The organism is Bacillus basilensis, from assembly GCF_050630465.1.
GTDB lineage: Bacteria > Bacillota > Bacilli > Bacillales > Bacillaceae_G > Bacillus_A > Bacillus_A basilensis.
Genome location: NZ_JBNTQO010000005.1, coordinates 68,918 through 90,260, shown reverse-complemented (window position 1 = coordinate 90,260; position 21,343 = coordinate 68,918). Strand labels below are relative to the sequence as shown.

Annotated in this window: 29 protein-coding genes; 11 read left to right on the top strand and 18 right to left on the bottom strand. The window is 34.7% G+C overall.

Going from position 1 to position 21,343, the window contains the following annotated elements:
• Window positions 1–27: 27 nt before the first annotated feature.
• The gene (locus ACQVV1_RS12385; protein WP_242251103.1) at window positions 28–207 is read left to right on the top strand and encodes a 2-isopropylmalate synthase; all 180 of its coding nucleotides are present in this window, start codon (window positions 28–30) and stop codon (window positions 205–207) included.
• Window positions 208–225: 18 nt separating this feature from the next.
• A complete protein-coding gene (locus tag ACQVV1_RS12380) occupies window positions 226–375 on the top strand; it encodes a hypothetical protein (protein WP_060630088.1) in 150 nt (49 codons plus the stop codon).
• A gap of 64 nt (window positions 376–439) precedes the next feature.
• Here the strand turns inward: ACQVV1_RS12380 and ACQVV1_RS12375 are convergent, their stop codons facing one another.
• Window positions 440–958, bottom strand: a complete 519-nt coding sequence (locus tag ACQVV1_RS12375) for a biotin transporter BioY (RefSeq protein ID WP_242251101.1) — start codon at window positions 956–958, stop codon at window positions 440–442.
• 83 nt (window positions 959–1,041) lie between these two features.
• Between ACQVV1_RS12375 and ACQVV1_RS12370 the strand changes: the two genes are divergently transcribed.
• Window positions 1,042–1,944, top strand: a complete 903-nt coding sequence (locus tag ACQVV1_RS12370) for an aminoglycoside phosphotransferase family protein (RefSeq protein ID WP_242251099.1) — start codon at window positions 1,042–1,044, stop codon at window positions 1,942–1,944.
• Window positions 1,945–1,946: 2 nt separating this feature from the next.
• Here the strand turns inward: ACQVV1_RS12370 and ACQVV1_RS12365 are convergent, their stop codons facing one another.
• The 5 genes from ACQVV1_RS12365 to amaA all read right to left on the bottom strand — a co-directional run bounded on the left by ACQVV1_RS12365 (window position 1,947) and on the right by amaA (window position 5,012).
• The gene (locus ACQVV1_RS12365) at window positions 1,947–2,108 is read right to left on the bottom strand and encodes a hypothetical protein (RefSeq protein ID WP_000651006.1); all 162 of its coding nucleotides are present in this window, start codon (window positions 2,106–2,108) and stop codon (window positions 1,947–1,949) included.
• Between the two features lie 96 nt (window positions 2,109–2,204).
• On the bottom strand, window positions 2,205–2,978 hold the full coding sequence (locus tag ACQVV1_RS12360; protein WP_242251098.1) for a hypothetical protein: 774 nt from the start codon (window positions 2,976–2,978) through the stop codon (window positions 2,205–2,207).
• Between the two features lie 24 nt (window positions 2,979–3,002).
• Entirely contained in the window at window positions 3,003–3,449 is a 447-nt protein-coding gene (locus tag ACQVV1_RS12355; RefSeq protein WP_000041146.1) for a flavodoxin, read from the bottom strand.
• Window positions 3,442–3,618 carry a hypothetical protein gene (locus ACQVV1_RS12350; protein WP_431168922.1) on the bottom strand — a complete coding sequence of 59 codons (177 nt, stop codon included), beginning with the start codon at window positions 3,616–3,618 and terminating at the stop codon, window positions 3,442–3,444. The genes ACQVV1_RS12355 and ACQVV1_RS12350 overlap by 8 nt, the downstream gene beginning before the upstream one ends.
• A 224-nt stretch (window positions 3,619–3,842) precedes the next feature.
• Window positions 3,843–5,012 (bottom strand): N-acyl-aliphatic-L-amino acid amidohydrolase, encoded by a 1,170-nt coding sequence (gene amaA, locus ACQVV1_RS12345; RefSeq protein WP_431168921.1) that lies wholly within the window; start codon window positions 5,010–5,012, stop codon window positions 3,843–3,845.
• Between the two features lie 337 nt (window positions 5,013–5,349).
• On the opposite strand from amaA, the gene ACQVV1_RS12340 reads away from it, so the two are divergent.
• The 5 genes from ACQVV1_RS12340 (at window position 5,350) to dltD (ending at window position 9,666) form a co-directional block, all read left to right on the top strand.
• The gene (locus tag ACQVV1_RS12340) at window positions 5,350–5,496 is read left to right on the top strand and encodes a teichoic acid D-Ala incorporation-associated protein DltX (RefSeq protein ID WP_002011626.1); all 147 of its coding nucleotides are present in this window, start codon (window positions 5,350–5,352) and stop codon (window positions 5,494–5,496) included.
• 12 nt (window positions 5,497–5,508) lie between these two features.
• Complete coding sequence (gene dltA / locus ACQVV1_RS12335; protein ID WP_242251093.1) at window positions 5,509–7,023, top strand: D-alanine--poly(phosphoribitol) ligase subunit DltA; 1,515 nt, start codon at window positions 5,509–5,511, stop codon at window positions 7,021–7,023.
• Window positions 7,020–8,186 carry a D-alanyl-lipoteichoic acid biosynthesis protein DltB gene (gene dltB / locus ACQVV1_RS12330; RefSeq protein ID WP_431168920.1) on the top strand — a complete coding sequence of 389 codons (1,167 nt, stop codon included), beginning with the start codon at window positions 7,020–7,022 and terminating at the stop codon, window positions 8,184–8,186. The genes dltA and dltB overlap by 4 nt, the downstream gene beginning before the upstream one ends.
• A gap of 68 nt (window positions 8,187–8,254) precedes the next feature.
• The gene (gene dltC, locus ACQVV1_RS12325) at window positions 8,255–8,494 is read left to right on the top strand and encodes a D-alanine--poly(phosphoribitol) ligase subunit DltC (RefSeq protein WP_000807310.1); all 240 of its coding nucleotides are present in this window, start codon (window positions 8,255–8,257) and stop codon (window positions 8,492–8,494) included.
• Window positions 8,491–9,666, top strand: coding sequence for a D-alanyl-lipoteichoic acid biosynthesis protein DltD (gene dltD / locus ACQVV1_RS12320; RefSeq protein ID WP_242251089.1), 1,176 nt, complete (start codon window positions 8,491–8,493; stop codon window positions 9,664–9,666). The genes dltC and dltD overlap by 4 nt, the downstream gene beginning before the upstream one ends.
• A 17-nt stretch (window positions 9,667–9,683) precedes the next feature.
• On the opposite strand, the gene ACQVV1_RS12315 is transcribed toward dltD, so the two are convergent.
• Entirely contained in the window at window positions 9,684–10,781 is a 1,098-nt protein-coding gene (locus tag ACQVV1_RS12315; RefSeq protein ID WP_431168919.1) for an NAD(P)H-dependent flavin oxidoreductase, read from the bottom strand.
• A gap of 115 nt (window positions 10,782–10,896) precedes the next feature.
• Here ACQVV1_RS12315 and ACQVV1_RS12310 point away from each other — a divergent pair, with 115 nt between their 5' ends.
• Entirely contained in the window at window positions 10,897–11,817 is a 921-nt protein-coding gene (locus ACQVV1_RS12310; RefSeq protein WP_242251086.1) for a S66 peptidase family protein, read from the top strand.
• Between the two features lie 27 nt (window positions 11,818–11,844).
• Here ACQVV1_RS12310 and ACQVV1_RS12305 read toward each other — a convergent pair whose 3' ends face one another.
• The 3 genes from ACQVV1_RS12305 to ACQVV1_RS12295 form a co-directional block, all read right to left on the bottom strand.
• Entirely contained in the window at window positions 11,845–12,243 is a 399-nt protein-coding gene (locus ACQVV1_RS12305) for an SseB family protein (RefSeq protein WP_242251085.1), read from the bottom strand.
• An 86-nt stretch (window positions 12,244–12,329) separates the two neighbouring features.
• Window positions 12,330–12,884, bottom strand: a complete 555-nt coding sequence (locus ACQVV1_RS12300) for a cysteine hydrolase family protein (protein WP_431168918.1) — start codon at window positions 12,882–12,884, stop codon at window positions 12,330–12,332.
• A complete protein-coding gene (locus ACQVV1_RS12295; RefSeq protein WP_242251083.1) occupies window positions 12,853–13,368 on the bottom strand; it encodes a carboxymuconolactone decarboxylase family protein in 516 nt (171 codons plus the stop codon). The genes ACQVV1_RS12300 and ACQVV1_RS12295 overlap by 32 nt, the downstream gene beginning before the upstream one ends.
• Window positions 13,369–13,431: 63 nt before the next feature.
• Here ACQVV1_RS12295 and ACQVV1_RS12290 point away from each other — a divergent pair, with 63 nt between their 5' ends.
• Together ACQVV1_RS12290 and ACQVV1_RS12285 are read left to right on the top strand one after the other, a co-directional pair.
• Window positions 13,432–13,884 carry an Lrp/AsnC family transcriptional regulator gene (locus tag ACQVV1_RS12290; protein ID WP_242251082.1) on the top strand — a complete coding sequence of 151 codons (453 nt, stop codon included), beginning with the start codon at window positions 13,432–13,434 and terminating at the stop codon, window positions 13,882–13,884.
• 100 nt (window positions 13,885–13,984) lie between these two features.
• Window positions 13,985–14,167 carry a DUF3913 family protein gene (locus ACQVV1_RS12285; RefSeq protein WP_000707107.1) on the top strand — a complete coding sequence of 61 codons (183 nt, stop codon included), beginning with the start codon at window positions 13,985–13,987 and terminating at the stop codon, window positions 14,165–14,167.
• A 29-nt stretch (window positions 14,168–14,196) separates the two neighbouring features.
• On the opposite strand, the gene ACQVV1_RS12280 is transcribed toward ACQVV1_RS12285, so the two are convergent.
• The 8 genes from ACQVV1_RS12280 to ACQVV1_RS12245 all read right to left on the bottom strand — a co-directional run bounded on the left by ACQVV1_RS12280 (window position 14,197) and on the right by ACQVV1_RS12245 (window position 21,198).
• Window positions 14,197–15,210, bottom strand: a complete 1,014-nt coding sequence (locus tag ACQVV1_RS12280) for a CPBP family glutamic-type intramembrane protease (protein WP_431168917.1) — start codon at window positions 15,208–15,210, stop codon at window positions 14,197–14,199.
• A 199-nt stretch (window positions 15,211–15,409) separates the two neighbouring features.
• The gene (locus ACQVV1_RS12275; RefSeq protein WP_309259876.1) at window positions 15,410–16,186 is read right to left on the bottom strand and encodes an ABC transporter permease; all 777 of its coding nucleotides are present in this window, start codon (window positions 16,184–16,186) and stop codon (window positions 15,410–15,412) included.
• Entirely contained in the window at window positions 16,186–17,088 is a 903-nt protein-coding gene (locus tag ACQVV1_RS12270; RefSeq protein WP_242251078.1) for an ABC transporter ATP-binding protein, read from the bottom strand. The genes ACQVV1_RS12275 and ACQVV1_RS12270 overlap by 1 nt, the downstream gene beginning before the upstream one ends.
• Before the next feature lie 14 nt (window positions 17,089–17,102).
• A complete protein-coding gene (locus ACQVV1_RS12265; RefSeq protein ID WP_242251077.1) occupies window positions 17,103–17,897 on the bottom strand; it encodes an ABC transporter permease in 795 nt (264 codons plus the stop codon).
• Window positions 17,894–18,592 (bottom strand): ABC transporter ATP-binding protein, encoded by a 699-nt coding sequence (locus ACQVV1_RS12260; RefSeq protein ID WP_242251076.1) that lies wholly within the window; start codon window positions 18,590–18,592, stop codon window positions 17,894–17,896. The genes ACQVV1_RS12265 and ACQVV1_RS12260 overlap by 4 nt, the downstream gene beginning before the upstream one ends.
• Window positions 18,589–18,969 carry a GntR family transcriptional regulator gene (locus ACQVV1_RS12255; protein WP_000687513.1) on the bottom strand — a complete coding sequence of 127 codons (381 nt, stop codon included), beginning with the start codon at window positions 18,967–18,969 and terminating at the stop codon, window positions 18,589–18,591. Before ACQVV1_RS12255 ends, ACQVV1_RS12260 begins: the two co-directional genes overlap by 4 nt.
• Before the next feature lie 216 nt (window positions 18,970–19,185).
• The gene (gene nrdF, locus ACQVV1_RS12250; protein WP_431168916.1) at window positions 19,186–20,154 is read right to left on the bottom strand and encodes a class 1b ribonucleoside-diphosphate reductase subunit beta; all 969 of its coding nucleotides are present in this window, start codon (window positions 20,152–20,154) and stop codon (window positions 19,186–19,188) included.
• Between the two features lie 93 nt (window positions 20,155–20,247).
• Window positions 20,248–21,198: a ribonucleotide reductase large subunit gene (locus ACQVV1_RS12245; protein ID WP_306295567.1), complete on the bottom strand. Its 951-nt coding sequence runs from the start codon at window positions 21,196–21,198 to the stop codon at window positions 20,248–20,250.
• Window positions 21,199–21,343 lie beyond the last annotated feature (145 nt).

The window sequence follows — 21,343 nt, the reverse complement described above, 5'->3', positions numbered from 1 at the left end:
CATAATGAAAAAGAAAGGTGGATACATATGGACGAAAAAGAAAAAGAAAAAAAGCAATCATTCGATGAAGAATTCGCCCCTGAAATTTCACCTGGATACCGGCAAGATGTACATAAGCCACCTAAATATAAAAACACTTCTTTTTTAATGGGTATTACCATTTTCGCTGCTGTATTACTTGTGCTTATCATTTTCGTTTATTTTTAATGGAAGGTGATCTATTATATGAAAAAACAAGAGTCCAATCGTTCAAAAAGAACTGTAAAAACAGAAAAAGGGTATGCAGGTGATTCTGTTCTTACTCAGAAACAAGTCGAGCAAGGAAATTTATACATTGCTCAAAAAGAACTTGGGCAACAAAATGAAAACCTTTAGAATCCCTCAAAGAACTGGGGGATTTTTTTATCCCGCTATTTGTAGCACTGATTCATGTTTCACTTTATTGTACATACTGTTTTTGTTCTAACACCTTAAATATATTATTAACCTTTACAATTTTTATTTCATAATTCAATTTCATTTCGCTTCTCTTACCATTTTCAGTACCCGCCACGTACGCTGCAGCTTGATAGAGAAAACTTTCATCCGTCACTTCCCGTATATCCTCGTCTGTAAATTTATACTCTAAATCCCGAAAACGATTTGGATAATAATTTTCTATTAATCGTTCATACCCTCTAGTTAAAAATAGTTCTTCACCTTTTCGTTTCACATCTTCTTTATTATTAAACTCAAACACTGCTAGTTGCTCTGTCACAAAATGTTCTCCTACCTTTTTCATTTCATTATGATTTAAAATTTCTATACTTTTGTTCTTTAATTCCTTATTTAATCCGTACTGATCAATCGGTTTATAGTTAGCAAAAACCACCTCTTTATATGACCAAAACAGTCCAAAAGCGATACATAAAGAAGTGATTAATAGTCTTTTCTTGATAACACTCCCGCCCCTCTTCATAATGATAGTTATATTTTAACATATAGAAAGAAAATTCTGATATCATAAAGTAGAATAACTTAACTCAGAAACGAGGAACAATTATGGATTCTTACAAACAATTTATAAAAGAAGCTTTTCCTAATCTTTCCATACATTCATATAAACAAAATGAAGAAGGATGGGATAATGCAGCGGTTATAGTAAATGATGAGCTACTGTTTCGTTTCCCACGAAAAAAGGAATATGCGATGCGAATTCCTTTAGAAAAAGAATTATGCACACTTCTCTCTTATTCACTACATGAAATTAAGGTTCCAAAGTATCACCTACTCTATAAACAGGATACTGATACTATTCCGCTTTGTAGTTACTATACTCTCCTTCATGGTGAACCGTTAAAAACAGAAATAGTTGTGAATTTAGATGAAAAAGAACAGAAAGTAATTATTACACAATTAGCTACTTTTCTTGCGGCTCTACATAGTATTCCTCTAAAAAGTGTTACAGCATTAGGATTCCCTATCGAAAAAACAGTTGCCTACTGGAAAGAGCTACAAACTAAATTAAATCAGTATGTTACTAACAATCTTACTTCGTTCCAGAAATCAGCCTTAAATCGTTTATTCAAGAATTTTTTTGCCCGTCTAGCTACATCCACATTTCAAAATACAATCATTCACGCTGACTTTACACATCATCACATTTTATTTAGCAAACAGCATAAAACTATCTCAGGTATTATTGATTTTGGTGACGCACAAATTGGCGATCCTGCTTTTGATTTTGCAGGGCTATTTTATGATTTCGGACATGAATTTACTACATCAGTATATGAACAATACAGTACGCTTATTTCACACCATGATCCATTACTCATTCACCGCATCATTACCTTTTATCAATTCAGCCCTTTACTACATAATATGATTTATAACTTTGAAACAAAGAATGAACTTAAATTCATAGCAGGTATAGAACAGTTAAAAACGATATTGCAGGGATGAGATTACATTCTCTCCCTATACTCTCTCTCCTCATACATCATTAACTTTTTATCCATTTCAACAATGACTTTATACAGTTGAAATGCTTGTAAAATTTGCAGTTGAATCCCAAAAGGAGCATTTTGTTCTTTTAACCATTGAAATACTTTCATTTCATCTTTCATTGATTATTCCTCCCTTTATTAATCGGCTACAAACATACGGTAAATGATGAAAAGCTTTTCATGTCAACAACAAAAAAGGATGCAAATTTGCATCCTTTAATGTACGATATTTTTCTTCTGCCTCGCTTCTTTCTTTACTTCTTCTCCTTGGCATTCGTTACGAAATGCACAACTCATACACTCAGAACGAAAATGACGCTCTGTGTAGTGCTCAGGTTGTTGCAACATTTCTTTCATTCTAGATAAATCCGCCATTCCAGCTGTTATATCTTCCTGTTTCGGAATGTACTCATACTTAGTTCCTTCTATTAAATTAATAACTTCAATTTTTCCTGGAAGAATGCCGAAAGCTTTATAACTGAATACTGTCATTAACTTTTGGCAAAGAGCAAGCATTTCCTCATCCGCATCGACAACATACTTTTTAATTACAAACGACTCAGTACTCCACTCACCAACTTCTAATGTCAATGACATGTGGACACCTAACTCTTCCATGTATGTTTGAAATTTTTCATATAAAAATAACGGCGGTGTCTGACTATCATCTCTTTCAACAAACTGTAATAAGTGATCCGTTAGCTTTGCTAACACAATATAATACTCCGTCTTCGAAGCAAACATATTAATCCTTACTTTTTTCCAATACTTTTCTATTAATATTAAAAGTACAATTTTCGTTTGTTGACCCGCAGGTAGCGTGTAATATTCGTTAATAATTCGATTCACAATCATTTGTGCGATTTGTTGCCATTCAAACGAAGAAGGTTCTCTTCTTTTTATATGACGAAAATAAAATTTATGCGGACAACGCATAAAATCATACAAATGATAATCTGTCATCGTTTTGATCGCGATTTTCTCATGCACTTGCTCTTCATCTCCCTTCTGCCATTAAGAAAGGTGTTTTACAAATTCAGCTCCAAACTGTAAACATTTTTCTACATCTTCATCTTCTGGCGTTAATTCTACTTTTAGTCCTTCTAACACAACTGCTGCCCCGCGTTCTTGTAGCTTTTCTATTAAAATGTCAACCGCCACGCCATATTTTGGATAAGCCGAATCACATGATCCGAATACTGCCGCTTTTTTCCCAGTTAGATCAATAGAATCCATTGCGTCATAAAAATCTAAGAAATCATCAGGAAGGTCACCATCTCCCCAAGTGTATGCTCCTAAAATAATTCCATCATACTGTTCTAATATAGAAGCTTCTGGTGAATCCATAATATCAATAACTTCAATTTCATTCTCTGTTTCACGAATTGCACCGGCAATATGATCAGCCATTTCCTCTGTATTTCCACTCATACTTGCAAAAATCATCACTAACTTACTCAACTGAACCTCTCCCTTTACTTTGTATCTCTTTTTCTGTTTGAATGCTCTTTTTCTCATCTACATATTCAGACCGAATTACATTTCGTTGCCATTCCATATGCTGATCAACATCTTTATTTTTATCTTTTAATCCCCTCTGCAGAAGGTGAAATTTTTTTCTCATTAACATGTCGCACCCATCCTATTGATAATAATTATCAATTTCAACTATATTTAGATTAATTGACATTGATTATCAATGTCAACAACTATTTTTAAAAAAATGATTAAAATGTACAAGCTTGTCCGTTAGCTATTCATATACTATAAATGAGCATAGTTCTTTCTCAGCCCTCTCTGACGGAAAGAAATAAAAGCAACTGCGATAGAGCGCAGTTGCCTTTTTTTATTTCTCTATGATTTTAGCAGTCTTATCACTGTCTCTAAAAATAGTTCCACTCCATAAACTAGAGCTGATTCGTCTACATCAAATTTTGGATGATGATGCGGATAGCAAGTATCTATCTTTTCATTACCGGTTCCTAGTTTAATGAAACAACCCGGTGCTTTTCTTAAATATGCTGAAAAATCTTCTCCTCCCATAGAAGGTTCCAACTTCACAACACACTCATCTCCAAACAAATGTAGTGCACTTTCTTCCACTACTTTCGTAATATATTCATCGTTAATAACCGGATCATATCCATATCGATACGTATATGTATACTCCCCTCCATGTGCTTTTGTAATGCCTTTCACGATTTGCTCAATTTTCTCTTCTGCTTCTACCCTTAATGCTTGATTAAATGAACGAACGGTTCCCATTAAAGTTGCTGCACTAGGAATGATATTATCAGCCATTCCCCCATGAAACTGCGTAACTGAAACGACTCTTTGCATGAAAGCACTTGTATTTCTTGATACGATATGTTGTAGATTTGTAATAATCTGTGCTCCGATAGCAATAGGATCTATCGTTTCTTCTGGCCTCGCCGCATGCCCTCCCTTCCCTTGAATTTCGACTGTAAATACGTCTGGTGCCGCCATCATCGGCCCATACGCAATTCCTATCTTCCCGCTCTCCAATCCAGACATAACATGTAAACCTATTACATAATCAACATCATCCATTACACCTGCCTCAACCATTTCTTGTCCCCCGCCGGGATACACTTCTTCTGCATGCTGAAAGAATAGACGAATCTCACCTGCAAAATCTTCCTTTATATTTGATAGCACTTCTGCTGTACTTAACAAAATAGCTGCATGAGCATCATGCCCACATGCATGCATTATTCCTTTATTCACAGACATATAAGATTTACTTGTCTCCTCTTGAATTGGCAAAGCATCTATATCAGCTCGAATCGCAATCACTTTCCCTTGTTCCGTTCCTCTTTTAATTGCTAGTACACTATATTTCGTCGGTCTTGTTACTTCAAAAGAAGAAAATGGGCATAATGTATCATATATAAACTGCGAAGTTTCTTTTTCATGAAATGATAATTCCGGATACTTATGAAAATGCCTTCTCCATTTCACGATATTTTCTTCCGAAATTAGACTCTTCCACACTCTATTCATGATAATTTCCTCCTTTTCAAAAGAGCTAGAAATTGTAAACTTTACTCTGTCTCAAATGATTAATGAAAACAAATACTCTATTTTTACGTATTCTTATAGTCCACTTTTATGTATTCACACAATCTACTTCCTATTTACATGTCAAACCCATTACAAATTCATGCTTAATGTAATATAATTGCTAAGTTAGGGATTTTCTTTTTTAGTATTTAGTGCTAATATCAGAAAAGAGCCTTTTGACTTATTTTTACCTAAAATGTGGAAGTTTGTTTTTTTCACAATAATGTAGGACATGATACCTACAAAGAGCTATTATTTCATTAAGAGAGGGACAGACATGGAAAGATTAAAAGAGATATGGTCTCAACCACTCACACAATGGGTTGCAAAGACGGTTTATTACCTTGCAATTTTATTTGCACTACTTTGGTTGTATGGATTCCATGATACAAACACAAGTACATTTATTTACAACGAATTTTAGGGTGGGAACGTTATGAAGTTATTAGAACAAATTGAAAAGTGGGCTATTGAAACGCCTGATCAAACTGCTTTTGTTTGGCGAGATGCGAAAATTACGTACAAACAATTAAAGGAAGATTCTGATGCGTTAGCACATTGGATTTCTTCTGAGTATCCAGATGATCGTTCACCAATTATGGTGTATGGCCATATGCAACCTGAAATGATTATTAACTTTTTAGGATGTGTAAAAGCTGGACATGCTTATATTCCTGTAGATTTATCTATCCCAGCTGATCGTGTACAACGTATCGCTGAAAATTCTGGTGCGAAATTACTTTTATCAGCAGCAGCAGTAACTGTAACTGATTTACCAGTTCGCATTGTAAGTGAAGACAACTTAAAAGATATTTTCTTTACTCATAAAGGGAACACTCCAAATCCTGAACATGCGGTAAAAGGTGATGAGAACTTCTACATTATTTACACATCAGGAAGCACAGGTAATCCGAAAGGGGTTCAGATTACTTATAACTGCCTTGTAAGCTTTACAAAATGGGCTGTAGAAGATTTCAACTTACAAACAGGACAAGTATTCTTAAACCAAGCACCTTTCTCATTCGATTTATCTGTCATGGATATTTACCCATCATTAGTAACAGGTAGTACACTTTGGGCAATCGACAAAGATATGATTGCACGTCCAAAAGACTTGTTTGCTTCTTTAGAGCAATCGGATATACAAGTATGGACTTCAACACCATCTTTCGCAGAGATGTGTTTAATGGAAACATCTTTCTCTGAGAGTATGCTACCAAACATGAAAACATTCTTATTCTGCGGTGAAGTATTACCAAATGAAGTAGCTAGAAAATTAATTGAGCGTTTCCCGAAAGCAACAATTATGAATACGTACGGTCCAACAGAAGCTACTGTCGCTGTAACAGGTATTCACGTTACAGAAGAAGTGCTTGATCAATACAAATCACTTCCAGTTGGTTACTGTAAATCAGACTGTCGCCTTCTTATTGTGAAAGAAGATGGCACTCTTGCACCTGATGGTGAAAAAGGTGAAATCGTAATTGTCGGTCCAAGCGTAAGCGTTGGATATTTAGGAAGCCCTGAATTAACAGAAAAAGCATTTACTATGATTGACGGTGAGCGTGCCTATAAAACAGGCGATGCTGGCTATGTTGAGAATGGTCTTCTATTCTATAATGGTCGTCTTGATTTCCAAATTAAGCTGCATGGTTATCGAATGGAATTAGAAGAAATTGAGCATCATCTTCGTGCGTGTTCTTACGTAGAAGGAGCAGTTATCGTTCCAATTAAAAAAGGTGAGAAATACGATTATTTATTAGCGGTTGTTGTTCCTGGAGAACATTCATTTGAAAAAGAATTCAAATTAACATCTGCAATCAAAAAAGAACTCAATGAGCGATTACCAAACTATATGATTCCACGTAAATTCATGTATCAATCTTCTATTCCAATGACACCAAATGGAAAGGTAGATCGCAAAAAATTATTGAGTGAGGTTACAGCATGACCGCATATGGATCATTTTATTTTTTCGCTATAGTGGGCATTTTATTAATACCTACTATCATAGCTGGATTTAAAGGTAAAATGTTGCGTAAATATAATGCCGTTTTAACATTAGTAATGCTTGCTATTATCTTCTCGGATAAGCCAAAGCAAGCGATTATGTTAGCCGCATTTATTATTTGGCAATATGCCCTAATTAAAGGCTATTTACTTTTAAGAAAACAAAATAATAGCACATTCACATTCTGTATAGCTGTTATTTTATCAATTTTGCCACTTATTTTGGCAAAAATCGCACCGTTTGCACCTGAACTAAAGTTTATTGTATTTTTAGGGATGTCTTATGTAACATTTAGAGCAGTGCAAATGGTATTTGAAGTTCGCGATGGATTAATTAAGGAACTTTCCTTCTTTAATTTTTGGGAATTCGTTTTATTCTTCCCGGCGATTTCAACAGGACCTATCGATCGTTACCGTAGATTCCAAAAAGATATCCAAAAGCCACCTAGCGCTGAAGAATATCAAAATTTACTATGTACAGGATTAAACCGCATTTTCCAAGGTTTCTTGTATAAATTTATTATCGCTTACTTAATAAAGCAATATTTTATGGATCCAGCATTTGCTCAGCAAGATACAATCCTATCCAATATGATTTACATGTATAGCTATAGCTTATATTTATTCTTCGACTTTGCTGGTTATAGCTCATTTGTAATTGGTGTAAGTTATATGATGGGTATTAAAACGCCTGAAAACTTTAATAAACCGTTCATTAGTCGTAATATTAAAGACTTCTGGAACCGTTGGCACATGAGTTTATCATTCTGGTTCCGTGACTTTATTTACATGCGTTTCGTCTTTTTTGCAACGAAGAAAAAGTTAATTAAGAACCGTTACACAATTTCGTATATCGGTGCATTTTTGAACTTTTTCATCATGGGAATTTGGCATATTACTGGTGAGCATGTGTATCAATACATTATTTATGGTCTATATCATGCCGCACTGTTTATTCTATTCGATATTTTCGAACGAAAAAACAAGAAGCATAAGTTTTGGCCAAACAATAAATTTACACACGTCCTTGCGATTGTAATTACATTCCACGTTGTATGTTTCGGTTTCCTAATTTTCTCTGGACACCTTAACAGATACTTTTAATGCACCCTTCTTATACTATTAAGAAGTTGCACATATAATATATTTCGGATATAAAGGAGATTTTAAAAATGGCAGAATTCAAAGAGCAAGTATTAGATATTTTAGAAGAAGTATGTGAAAACGATATTGTGAAAGAAAACTTAGATGTTCAATTATTTGAAGAAGGTATTCTTGATTCTTTCGCTGTAGTATCTTTATTAGTTGAATTCCAAGAGCGTTTAGATATTGAAGTTTCTATTTCTGATTTTGATCGTGACGAGTGGGCTACACCAAACATGGTTATTAAGAAGTTGGAAGAAATCCGATGAACAAAGCAAAATTTGGTCCGATGCTTTTAGCATTGGCCCTTTTTGCTGTATTCTTACTTATCCCAACTCGCTTCCTACTTCCACTTTTAAGTGATGAAAAAGTAGAACAAGCTGCGACTTCTTTAAAAGAAGAAAAGATTCAAAGTATGATTTTACAGCAAAAGATGTTAGCAGACCCGAAATACCTTCCGATGTATGGATCATCGGAATTCGCACGTATGGATGCTTTTCATCCATCAAATTATTTCAAAGTAAAGCCTGAAGGATTCACACCATTCCTACTCGGACGCGGCGGAACACAAGACCTTGTACATGTGTTAAACTTCGCATCTACAATGGATCAATTGAAAGATAAGAAAATGGTATTCGTTCTTTCTCCGCAATGGTTTGTACCACAAGGTATTGATGAAACGCACTTTGCACCTAACTTTTCAAAACAACAAGGTTATCACTTCATTTTCAACGATGATTTAAAACCTGAAATGAAAAAGCAAATTGCAAAACGTTTATTAAACTTTGAAATCGTTAAGAAAGAAACTTTATTAAAAATTTCGCTTGAAGGTATCGCCTACGATGATACGAAATATAAAGTAAAAGCACTTGCTGCTAAACCTTTCGCTTATATTTACCGTAACATTTTAGATCGTAAAGATTTATTTACAGCAATGTTTAATATTAAACCGCATAAAGAAAAACTTGACCCTTCATTAAAACAAATGAACTGGGAAGAGGCTCGTAAACATGCAGATCAAACTGGTGCAGTAGAATCAGGATCGAACGAATATGGTATCGAAGATGATTACTTCAACAGCAAAATCAAGAAGAAATTAAAGCAACGTGAAGGCTACTTAAAAAATGATGCTTATGATCAATCGCCAGAATATGAAGATTTACAAATTGTACTTGATTTATTAAAACAATCTGGTGCAAAACCACTCTTCATTTCTGTTCCTGTAAAAGGTCCTTGGTACGATTACGCTGGCTTCCCGAAAGAACGCCGCGAATTGTACTATAAGAAGGTTCATGAGCAAATTGAGAAAGCTGGCTATCCAATTGCCGACTTCTCAAATCATGAGTATGATAAATACTTCTTAAAAGATCATATGCACTTAGGTTGGAAAGGCTGGGTTTATATCGATGAAGCCATCCAACAATTTTATAAAGCAAACTAATGAAAAGACCGCTTGAATTATTCAAGTGGTCTTTTTCTATATACATTTTGTAATTGTTCGATTACGTTATCTGCTTCTTTCATAACTCGCTCCACTACATGCTGAGCTGATTCTATTCGTGCTAATGATGATGCTTGTCCCGCCCAAAGCGACATGTATTCTCCTTTATTTTGTTTAGCTGCTTCTTGTCGTATTTTAGAGGTTAATACATTTTGCACTGGATACATCGGAAGGCCTTCTTCTTTCCCTTCATGCTTCTCTATAAATTCATTACGAATACCCCGTGCATATTTCCCGGAAAACGCACGAGTCACAGTTGTACTCGTATCTGTACTATGTAAAACTGCAGCTTTATACACATCATGCGTAATACTTTCTTCACTCGTTAAAAAGGCTGATCCCATTTGAACAGCTTCTGCTCCCAGTGTAAATGCCGCAACAAGCCCTTGTCCGTTCATTACACCACCCGCTGCAACAATTGGGATATGCGGAACTGCTGCTACTAACTGTGGAATTAATGCAAACGTACCAATCATAGCATCCTGTTCTTTCCCGATAAACGTTCCTCTATGCCCTCCTGCCTCGCTACCTTGCCCGACAATAATGTCTACTCCTAATTCATCAGCAAGTACTTTTGCCTCTGTCACATGAGTAGCTGTTCCGATGACTTTTATTCCTCTCCTTTTTAAGTCATCTATTTCTTCTTTTTCTAACGTTTGAAATGCAAAGCTAACGACCGGTACTTTTTCTTCTAATAACACTTGTAATTGTTCTTTATAGCTTTTGGGAAGCTTTAACGCTTCTTCTCCCTCTATACTTAATTCTCTATTCACTCCGCTAAGTAATACCTTTGCTAAGTTTATCTTCTCTTCTTCGATCTGTATCTCTTTCGTTAACAGTAAATTAACACCGAAAGGCTTATCTGTTAGCTGCCTTATTTTATAAATCGCTTCACGAATTTGTTCAGGGCTCATATAACCTGCTCCAAGCGTTCCTAATCCTCCGCTATTACTTACAGCTGCAACAAGTTCTGGCGTCGTAATCGCACCTGCCATACCTGCTTGAATGATGGGATATTTAATTTGTAATATATCTATTACTCGACTTGTAAACATCATTTCTCCTCCTATTCCCCTTATATCTTCTTTATTTGACAAACTTTCCCCTTCTTTTACAAGGGTTGAACTTCATATGAAGCGAATATATTGAAAGAGAAGGAGGCTGAAAACAATGATGTATCCAAATGCGTTAAAACAAGGTGATACAGTAATGGTTATTGCACCGTCCGGCCCACCAACAATTGAAAATGTATTAAAAGGTGTAAACGTATTACAAGAAATGGGTTTATCTGTAGTAATCGGGAAGAGTGTTTATGAGAAATATGGATATTTAGCTGGAAGTGATCAAGTTCGTCTTGATGATATACATGAAGCATTTACAAACAATGAAGTAAAGGCCATTCTCTGCGCACGAGGTGGTTACGGTAGTGCTCGTCTCCTCCCTCACATTCAATATGAAATCATTCAACGGAATCCAAAAATCTTTTGGGGATATAGTGATATTACAGCTTTACATACTGCCTTTTCACGTTATGCAAAGCTCGTTACTTTTCATGGCCCAATGGTTGAAGAATTAGGAAAAGGTGTAGATTCTCTCTCTTTATCTTCTTTCAATCAACTATTCCATCCTTATTCCACCATTTTATCTGCGTCAGAATGTATCGTACCTAGCTCTTCCCGTACAATTACGGGTCAGTTAGTTGGAGGGAATTTAGCAGTGCTAACGAGCGTAATTGGCTCACCCTACGAGGTACATACAGCCAATAAATTTTTATTGCTTGAAGACATTGGAGAAGAACCGTATCGCATTGACCGTATGTTAAATCAGCTATTATTATCTGGAAAGTTTAATGAATGTAGTGGTGTTATTTTTACAAGTTGTCACGACTGCACTCCTTCTAAACCATCTCAATCATTGCAAACCATACTATATGAATATTTCGCACCATATCATATACCTGTCCTATTCGGTTTACCGATTGGACATATAAACCCAAACATCGGTATTCCTCTTGGAGCTACAGCGACAATAAATACAAATAATAAAATACTCTCTATTTCTTCTGGCGTAGCCACTCCGTGTTCAAATTAAAAAGGAAAAGCGATTCAGCTTTTCCTTTTATTTATAATAATTAAAAATTCGTCCAGATGCGATATCTGCAATCTCTTCTGGAATAAATGTTTTACTTATATCAGTGCCAACATTTAATACGGCTGTAGCATCTTTCTCAATGCTACCAAATAATTCTTTCCCGCGTATCGTAATAAGGGGCGTTCCTTCTGGCAGCACGTCTTTTACAAATTGCATTTGTGTAAAAAACGGAACGATCCATCTACCCTCTCCTTGGAAATGACGCAAACGAAGTATCCCTTCTGTTGCCCCGTCCTCTGCTTCTAGTGAGCCAGCAACATAAAACTCAGTAGATAAGAGCAATTCATAAAATTCCTTTTGCTTTTGTTTATCATCCCCTGCTACAACAAGTACTTCTTCTATTCTCTTTACCGGAATTTGCTCCATATGATGCCACCCCTATTTTCAAAATGATTGTACTTAGATTATACGAAATATTCTTATTTTTTTCTACATAATTCGCAATTATTTTCTTAAAATAATTTTAATACTTCTTTTGTCGTCACAATCGTAGCAAACTCTTCATGTAAATTTACAAGTGTCATATTGTGAATATCTTCTGCACTATACTCTTTACCATCTAGACCTTTACGGTTAAAAGTAGCCGTCGCATCACTCACTAAATATGTTGTAAATCCTAAATTCCCTGCCATTCGTGTCGTAGTCTCCACACAGTGATTTGTCGTTAATCCTACAACCACTACTGCATTACATTTGTTCTCTCTTAATTGCTCTTCTAAATTTGTTCCAATGAACGCGCTGTTAACGAATTTCTGAATAACCACTTCACCTGGTAGTGGTTTCACCTCTTCTTTAAAATTGACCGTTTCGGCTCCCTCATAAAACATCGACTGAGCATTTTCTTTATTTACATGTTGAATATGAAAAACTGGTCGCTTCCTTTTTCTCCATTCTTCTAACAAAATTTTCATGTTTGCTTCAGCAAAAAGATTATTTCTCTCGCCCCAATATGGTAATTGAAACGCCTTTTGTACATCAATTATGATAAGTGCTATTTGATTCGTCATCATTTTCTCCTTCATTCGGCTGTAATTGAAACAGAAAACCAAGTTGTTGCGACGCAGTAATAAAACAAATATAAGCGCAAAGCTCTACAATTTCTTTTTCCGTCCAGTATTGTTTCAATACATGAAACATAGTATCATCTATCGCTTGCTTATCATGAACAAAAGTATGTGCAAAAGTAACGGCTACACCAATTTCTTCTACCTTTTGCATATCATCAGGTCTTCCCTTTGCCATACAATACGGACATTCATTCCCGTACGCTAATGTTCTTCTTACTTGCTCCTTCAACTCTGCCGAAAGAGTTCCTTTACTATACAGCGTATTCTCTACCAGACTCCATGCATGTAATAGATCCGGATTATGCCCTAATAACTTTTGAAATTTTGTATCTCCTATATTCGATAATGAAATTCTCTCCATCATTTCCCCTCCTATTTCCTTCTGTTTTATTGTAAAATAAATAAAGTTCACTTCACATTTCATATGAATCTTAATTTATATTTTCCCTTTACAAAAATTATCATTTTACTGGAGGTATATTTACAAATGCAATTAGATCGTGTTGATCGAAAAATTTTAAATGAATTATATAATGATAGTCGCCTTTCCATGCGCGAATTGGCAAAACGAGTAAACTTATCTGCTCCGTCTACTGCAGAACGTGTTCGTAAACTCGAAAGTGAAGGCGTTATTCAAAAATACACAATCGATATCGATTATAAAAAAGCAGGACTTGTTTTAGATTGTATTTTAGAAGTCACTTTAAAAAATGGTGATACAACACGTATGCAACAATTTATCCAATCTTATCCATCCGCAAGTTTTTGTTACCGCGTAACAGGAAGCTTATGCTACATTGTAAAAATCTCTGTTCCTTCACTCGTTGAACTTGAAGATTTTATCAATGATGTTTCTTCATATGCAACGACAGTTTCTCATATCGTATTATCAGAAGTGTCTCTTACTCCTGATATTGAACATATCTTCCCAGAAGATTAATTCATTTTTATTCACAAAATATATAAAAACCCCTTACAATAAGAATAAAAATAATATATTATGTATTAAAATACATAAAGTTCGAGAAAGGGGCTTTACATTGAAAATCTGGTTTTATGAAAAAACGGCACAATTAGATGATTTGCTTGGCATTTGGGATAATGTTCCCACTATCCCTCGAATTGGTGAAAAAGTGGAGATTTTAAAAACAGTCCGCACTGTTACAGATATTAAATATGTAAAGAACGGTAATAATTTTCGTGTAGAAATTATTACAAATTAAAAAGTAGCTCTTTAGGAGCTACTTTTTAATTATCTATCATGTGCTTTCTTTATAACAATTTTATCTTCTTCTACAGATACTGTTACATAATCATTTTCTTCTAACCGGAGCTTATTTACGGCCTCATCTGGTAGCTCTACAGCCATCAATCTATCTGTTACGATCACTTGACTATACACTTCATTTTCTTGTGATGTACTCACTACTTTTTCCTCATTTATGAAGCGCATCAGTGGCACACCCACTTCTTTTACTGTACGCCATTGTTTCCAAACGTAAGGAATTAACCAAAGTAATCCAACAACTGTAAGACCGATACCAATCCATAAATTACTTTGCGCTTGTAATTCAGGAATTGAGATTGCAGTACTTTCTTCTCCACCGATAAATTGCATACTTGTTGCAATCAAATTATTTAGAGCATGTACAGCGATATTCGTCCATATATTTTTCGTCTTTATGTATAAGAGACACATCACAACACCAAACATGAACGCACCAATAACATCAAAATGTCCTAGACCAAAAATAATTGAAGATATAATGACAGCTTTTTTAATCCCCCATTTATAAGCCATTCGCTGTAAAAAGAATCCCCTAAAAATAACCTCTTCCATAATAGGTGCTAATACACATGCTGAAATGAAAGTAAATATCGTCATATATATGTTACTCGTATTAATAACAGTTCCATCTTCTAACATAGTAACTAAGAAATTCGGTAACGTATGTGCTAATATGTAAAATTGAATATGAGATATACCGACTGAGAAAATCATTCCCATTATCGTTGCTAATACAATTAATCCCCATGGTAAACGTCCTGGCTTATCAAAAAAACTGTTAAATACAACATTATTTTTATTTGTTTTTACGTATAACCAACATAACGGAAATACAAAAAACACAGTTATTTGTGAAATAACCTCCATCGTATTCTCAGAAACATTTGATAGGCCTAATGGGATCATCGTAAGGAACACCCCTATAATCATCCATCCAAAAAAGCTACGTAGTCTTATACGTGAAAATGCATAGTGCATATAGAACACCCCCAAAGATAATAAAAATAAATGGTCGAATAACTAAATTATAATTCGAATATAGTTGAAATTCTTCCTATTTTTCTCAAATACTTTCAAACAACATATCTCTTAAAATACCATATCACTGTTCTTTAAGTTGCAATCTATGAGAAAGTTATGTAATAAAAATCCCCGTTTTTACAAGCGGGGATTTTTATTATAATACGTCACGTTTTTGGAATAATGCACCTGATGCTACAAGTAATACAACAAAGTATGCAGCTACAAGTAATAATGAAGTTGCGAACGTAAATTCTGTAAATGTAGGTTCTACTCCGCCACTAATTAATTTATTACTGTCGTAGGCTCTTAAATCCAAATGGAAGAATACTACAAACTTCGCTACACCTTTTGCAAACATCATTAATACCATATTAATTGGTCCTTGTAAGAAGAACAGGAACATCGTAATAATTAATGGTAATACAGATTTTCTAAATACGTTCGCTAAGAAAAATGCAAGCGTCGCAAAGAAGAACGGTGAAAGTACTTGATATAAAGTAGATTTCATTACGATTCCTATCGTTAATTCTGTTTTACTACCATCCATTACAATTCCGCCAATAATCATTGCAATTAACGTGCTAGCAAATATGATAAATACTAGAGTAAGTAACACTGTAATATATTTCGAGAATAAAACTGTCATTCGTTTTCTTGGACGAATTAATAACTGCTTAATTGTACCCTTTTGGAACTCATCAGTAATCATACGAGAAGCAATCGTAATTCCAAAAATTGTTGCAAACAAAGTTATTAAACTAATCTCTGAACTTGCAAAATCTAGATATGATCCTTTAAATTCAGTTCCGTCTCCCCATTTCAGCATTGCTAAAACTCCCAAAATCTCCAACACTGCAATGACACCAATTAAAATATACATACCTTTTTTCGCATGCAACTTTAAAAATTCATTTTGAATTAATTTAAACATTACGCTTTCACTCCCCCAGTAATCGCTAAGAACTCATCTTCTAACGTTTTATTTTGAACAGTAACTCCGTATATAAGCACATCGTCATTCACAAGTTTTTTTACAAGCTGCGGAATTTCTTCTTTCATTACAGATACTAAAATGACATTTCCTTGCGCCTTACCTTTAATGATTTCATTTGCTTTCTGAACTTGATCTACTTCAAACGCTACAACTACTGCCTCATCATGTTTTGCTTGTTCGTGTAAGTTGTACTCTTGTACAAACTCACCTTGCTTAATAATAACGACGCGATCACACATGAGTTCAATTTCACTTAATAAGTGACTTGATACGATTACAGCAATATTCTCTTCTTTCGCTAAACGTTGTAAATAATCACGAATTTGGCGAATACCAGCTGGATCTAATCCATTTGTCGGCTCATCTAAAATTAAGATTTTCGGCTGATGCAGTAATGCCTGTGCAATTCCTAAACGTTGTTTCATACCAAGTGAATATGTTTTCACTTTTTTATGAATCGCATGCTCTAATTCAACAAGCTTTACAATTTCAGCAATGCGCTCTTTACTAATCGGTGTAATTGCCATGTTCGCAAAATGCTTTAAGTTTTGCATTCCTGTCATATAATCATATAGTTCAGGATTTTCTACAATCGCTCCAATTTGCTCTAGCGCTTTTTCACGCTCCGTGCGAATACTATGACCACAAATTGTAATATCGCCCTCTGTCATTGATATAAGACCTGTCATCATACGAATTGTCGTCGTTTTACCACTACCGTTCGGTCCAAGGAACCCGTACACTTCCCCTTCACGAACTTCAAATGATAAACCACGGATAATTTCCGTTCCACCAATCTTTTTTCGAACATTCTCTAACTTTACTACTACGTTTCCCAATGCCGATTCCTCCTTTAGACTTCTAATTTTTTATCGATTATGCGACCTGTTATATAAACAAGTAAAACAAATATACCGATTGAAAAAGCAATACTATATAAATTCATAAGTTTTTCTGGATATAGTGTGAGATTTACATCTGTCGATTCATCTATATAAACTAATTTTTTGATAAAAGCAGATGTAGGTGCAAATCCGCCTAACATTTCATATATCATATTGATTACTTTCGTCACTAGTAAAAATAAGAAGAAAATAATTACATACTCCATTTTTTTCTTTTTCAAAGAAAATACTTTCACGCCAGCTACTATAAAAAGTAAGACTAATAATATGCTTGATAAATTAAATACATATAACACGCTACTAAATAACTGCTTTACCATATCTAGTGTAAGTGTACTTTCGGTAAATAACAATTCATGGAGTTCTGTACCTTTTATTACTTTCATCGAAATACTATAGAAAAACATAGCACCTATTACTTCAAAACACATTAAGCTAATTGCTGCATATGACAATATTGCTAAAACAATTTTTTTACCAGATATCGGTGTTAACCGAAATAATTTACTTTCAGTCATTTTCCCAAACGCAGACATCGCCTGCAGAAATACTAATACCGCAAAAATTAAATAAACTAAGAATACTAAAGCAATTGTAATCATTTGCCTTACTTCTCCTGATTCTTGTTTAATATAATTCCCCATACTTACAAAAGCGACAGCTGCAATAAATATGAATGACAATAACGAAATGAAAATTTGTTTTTTATTCGCATTGTACATATATATTAAACTGGCCTTCATCTACTAAACACCTCCTTAAACAAATCCGTAACAGCTTTTCCTCGATGGAAGCGTAACTCCTCTACATTTTCATGAAGTACACTTTCACCATCTTTTAAAAAGATTACTTCGTCAAAAATTTTTTCCACTTCTCCAATTAAATGTGTTGCAATTAAAATAGTACAATCTTCGCGATAAAACTGTAAAATAAGTTCCAGTACGTGTTCCCTAGAAACGAGATCAATCCCGCCAAGCGGTTCATCTAATACGTATAACTTCGCTTTCCGAGAAAACGTTAAAATAATTTGTAATTTTTCAACCATACCTTTTGATAAAGCTGTAATTCTTTCTTCTAGCGGTATTTTAAATTCGGCGATTGTATCTACCGCTTTTTGAATATCAAAGTCTTTATAAAAGTCTCTATAGAAAAATAAGGAATCTTTAACCGTCATCCAATCATCAAATACTGGTTTATCCGACATAAAAGAAACAATTTCTTTCGTTTCTAATCCTACCTTTTTACCAGCGATTGTAATACTCCCTTCAGAAGGGTGCTGCAGACCAGCAATCATTTTCAATAACGTCGTTTTCCCGCTCCCGTTATCTCCAACAAGCCCTATAATTTTCCCTTCCGTAATCTCTATGTTTAATTCACGGATCACTGCTTTTAACCCGTATCTCTTCCATAAGTTTTCTATTTTTAATAGCTCTGTCATTCGCTCTCCTCCCTTTTCTCATGTAATGAAGAACGAAGGATTGTAAGAATTTCTTCTTCTGAAAAACCTAAATTGTCCATTCCATCTATAAAAGAATGAAGTAATTCTTTCGCCATCTCTTTTCGCAGCTCCATAATTTTCTCCCCTTCATTCGTTACATATCGTCCCATTCCTCTACGTGTTACAACAACTCCATCCCGTTCTAGCTCTTGAAATGTACGCTGAATCGTATTTGGATTTACTTGTAATTCACTCGCTAATTCACGTACAGAGGGAATTTTATCACCAGGCAATAAATGTCCTGTTACGATTTCTTTTTTTATGTATTCCATTACCTGAATGTAAATTGGTGTATTTGGAGAAAACTCTATTTTCATTTCTTCCCTCCTTTTGTATCGGTGTACTAGTTAAATAATACACTGATACAAGACGTTTGTAAATACCCATTAAATTACAAAAAAGTTCTATCCATTAGCTGAATAGAACTTTTTAAATAGAACTCATTATATGAAAATAATAGTGTTATGTAAACAAAATTATAAAGAAAAGCTGTCTTATCAATGAATAAGACAGCTTTTCTTTATGATCATATATTAAAAATTAAACACGAAGTCATCGTCAGCTAACTTTTCAACGTTCGTTGCTTTTACGTAACCATTTCCTTTTACAGAGAAGAAATCATGGTTTTTCGTATCTGTACGTAAACCATTTAAAACGATTGGGTTAATTTCTTCTTCTTCAAACTTCGGCTCAAGTCCTAAGTTCATAAGTCCCTTATTCGCATTGTAACGAACGAAACGATTTACATCTTCTACAAGACCAATAGAAGTATAAATTTCTTCTGTGTATGCCATTTCAATTTCATATAGTTCCATTAATAACTCTTGCGTTTCTTTTTGCACTTCTTGTTGATCTTCTGCAGAAAGTTCTGCGAAGATTTGTTGTGCTAAAATACCGACGAATACGCCGTGAATTGATTCATCACGAATTATTAAGTTAATAATTTCACCACTTGCCATCAATTTACCTTGACCTGCTAAGTAAAGCGGATAGAAGAATCCACTATAGAATAAATAACTTTCTAAGAATACACTTGCCACCATCGCCATGTATAACTCTTTTTTCGTTACTTCAGGCTTTAATAAACGACGATAATAACTAGTAACAATACCAGCCTTTTTCTCAAGTAATGGATGTTTATCTACCCATTCAAAAATATCATCGATTTCTTCTTCAGTAGCTAACGTTGTGAAAATATGACTGTAACTCTTCGCATGTACTTCTTCCATAGCTCCCATGAAAGCTAATACACTTTTTGCTTGTAAATTTTCAAGATGAACAAGTACAAGTGGCATCCCTTCGCCGCCTTGTTTCGTATCTAAAAGTGTTAAGCCACCTAATACACGCTTATAAGCAACCTGCTCTTCTTTTGATAATTGCGCCCAAGTATTTTTGTCAGAAGACACTGCGATTTCTTCTTCTGTCCAAAACTGAGCGATGTTTTGCTTCCAAAACATTAAACTAAAATCATCTTCTTTTTTGTTCCAGTTTACCGCACGCATTCAATCGCCCCTTCTCTAAATAAACATGAAAAATTGATAACTAAGCATGAGCAGGGTTCAGAAAACCCTGCTCATCATGTCTCATTTCTTATATTAAACGGTACAAGCCACACACTCTTCCACGCTTAATTTACGTGTTCTCGTATAATACAGACTCTTTAAACCTTTTTTATGTGCATAGATGTAGTAACGTGCTAATTCACGTGTTGAAATATCACTATTAACGTAAAGAATTGTACTAATTCCTTGGTCAATATGTTCTTGAATTTCTGCGATTAAATCAATTAATTTAAACTGATTCATATCGTAAGAAGATTTATAGTACCAGAACGTATCTTTTGATAAATATGGCATTGGATAATATGTTGTCGCATTCGCATATGTTCTTGATTCGATTTGACTTACGATCGGCATTACGCTTGAAGTTGCATTTTGAACGTAACTGATAGATTGTGTTGGAGCAATAGCAAGACGGTAGGAATTATATAATCCATTCTTCTTCACTTGCTCTTTTAAACTTGTCCAATCTTCTTTTGTTGGAATATGAATTCCTTCAAATAATTGCTGAACTTTTTCAGTTACTGGGCTGTAATCTGTCGTTTCATACTTTTCAAAGTATGTGCCATTCGCATAATCAGACTTATCAAAGTCTTTAAATGTTTCGCCTTTTTCTTTAGCGATTTCCATACTTTTCTCAATAGAGTAGTAATTTAACATCATAAAGAATGTACGAGCGAACTCTTTCGCTTCTGCACTTTCATATGCGATTTTGTTTTTGGATAAATATCCGTGTAAGTTCATTGCACCAAGTCCAACTGAATGAAGCTCATCATTTGCTTTTTTCACAGTTGGTGCATTCGGAATAATCGTCATATCAGAAACAGCTGTTAAAGCTTCCATTCCCGCATGAACGGCTTCACGAATTTCTTTATTTTCCATTACATTTACGATATTTAACGATCCTAAGTTACAGTTAATATCACGACGGATAATGTCATCTGTACCGTAATCGTTAATTTCAGAAGTTTCTTGAAGCTGGAAGATTTCTGTCTCGAATGTTCAACTGAGTCCGCTACTCCTCAGTCCGTTGCTCATGCAACTGCTGTATGTCACCATACAGGACAGACTATATCACCACCTACAGCATTACCTGATTAGGTGCTCCGCTTTTCGAACGCCAATCGCTTGC

What these genes read in the sequence shown, in the direction of transcription:
- dltD (WP_242251089.1), top strand. Translation starts at nt 8,491, where the DNA reads ATGAACAAAGCAAAATTTGGTCCGATGCTTTTAGCATTGGCCCTTTTT.
- ACQVV1_RS12315 (WP_431168919.1), bottom strand. Translation starts at nt 10,781, where the DNA reads ATGTTTACAAGTCGAGTAATAGATATATTACAAATTAAATATCCCATC.
- amaA (WP_431168921.1), bottom strand. Translation starts at nt 5,012, where the DNA reads ATGAATAGAGTGTGGAAGAGTCTAATTTCGGAAGAAAATATCGTGAAA.
- ACQVV1_RS12385 (WP_242251103.1), top strand. Translation starts at nt 28, where the DNA reads ATGGACGAAAAAGAAAAAGAAAAAAAGCAATCATTCGATGAAGAATTC.
- dltC (WP_000807310.1), top strand. Translation starts at nt 8,255, where the DNA reads ATGGCAGAATTCAAAGAGCAAGTATTAGATATTTTAGAAGAAGTATGT.
- ACQVV1_RS12375 (WP_242251101.1), bottom strand. Translation starts at nt 958, where the DNA reads ATGAAGAGGGGCGGGAGTGTTATCAAGAAAAGACTATTAATCACTTCT.
- ACQVV1_RS12350 (WP_431168922.1), bottom strand. Translation starts at nt 3,618, where the DNA reads ATGTTAATGAGAAAAAAATTTCACCTTCTGCAGAGGGGATTAAAAGAT.
- ACQVV1_RS12295 (WP_242251083.1), bottom strand. Translation starts at nt 13,368, where the DNA reads ATGAAATGTGAAGTGAACTTTATTTATTTTACAATAAAACAGAAGGAA.
- ACQVV1_RS12265 (WP_242251077.1), bottom strand. Translation starts at nt 17,897, where the DNA reads ATGAAGGCCAGTTTAATATATATGTACAATGCGAATAAAAAACAAATT.
- ACQVV1_RS12380 (WP_060630088.1), top strand. Translation starts at nt 226, where the DNA reads ATGAAAAAACAAGAGTCCAATCGTTCAAAAAGAACTGTAAAAACAGAA.
- dltA (WP_242251093.1), top strand. Translation starts at nt 5,509, where the DNA reads ATGAAGTTATTAGAACAAATTGAAAAGTGGGCTATTGAAACGCCTGAT.
- ACQVV1_RS12280 (WP_431168917.1), bottom strand. Translation starts at nt 15,210, where the DNA reads ATGCACTATGCATTTTCACGTATAAGACTACGTAGCTTTTTTGGATGG.
- ACQVV1_RS12275 (WP_309259876.1), bottom strand. Translation starts at nt 16,186, where the DNA reads ATGTTTAAATTAATTCAAAATGAATTTTTAAAGTTGCATGCGAAAAAA.
- dltB (WP_431168920.1), top strand. Translation starts at nt 7,020, where the DNA reads ATGACCGCATATGGATCATTTTATTTTTTCGCTATAGTGGGCATTTTA.
- ACQVV1_RS12365 (WP_000651006.1), bottom strand. Translation starts at nt 2,108, where the DNA reads ATGAAAGATGAAATGAAAGTATTTCAATGGTTAAAAGAACAAAATGCT.
- ACQVV1_RS12370 (WP_242251099.1), top strand. Translation starts at nt 1,042, where the DNA reads ATGGATTCTTACAAACAATTTATAAAAGAAGCTTTTCCTAATCTTTCC.
- nrdF (WP_431168916.1), bottom strand. Translation starts at nt 20,154, where the DNA reads ATGCGTGCGGTAAACTGGAACAAAAAAGAAGATGATTTTAGTTTAATG.
- ACQVV1_RS12290 (WP_242251082.1), top strand. Translation starts at nt 13,432, where the DNA reads ATGCAATTAGATCGTGTTGATCGAAAAATTTTAAATGAATTATATAAT.
- ACQVV1_RS12255 (WP_000687513.1), bottom strand. Translation starts at nt 18,969, where the DNA reads ATGAAAATAGAGTTTTCTCCAAATACACCAATTTACATTCAGGTAATG.
- ACQVV1_RS12305 (WP_242251085.1), bottom strand. Translation starts at nt 12,243, where the DNA reads ATGGAGCAAATTCCGGTAAAGAGAATAGAAGAAGTACTTGTTGTAGCA.
- ACQVV1_RS12310 (WP_242251086.1), top strand. Translation starts at nt 10,897, where the DNA reads ATGATGTATCCAAATGCGTTAAAACAAGGTGATACAGTAATGGTTATT.
- ACQVV1_RS12260 (WP_242251076.1), bottom strand. Translation starts at nt 18,592, where the DNA reads ATGACAGAGCTATTAAAAATAGAAAACTTATGGAAGAGATACGGGTTA.
- ACQVV1_RS12340 (WP_002011626.1), top strand. Translation starts at nt 5,350, where the DNA reads ATGGAAAGATTAAAAGAGATATGGTCTCAACCACTCACACAATGGGTT.
- ACQVV1_RS12300 (WP_431168918.1), bottom strand. Translation starts at nt 12,884, where the DNA reads ATGACGAATCAAATAGCACTTATCATAATTGATGTACAAAAGGCGTTT.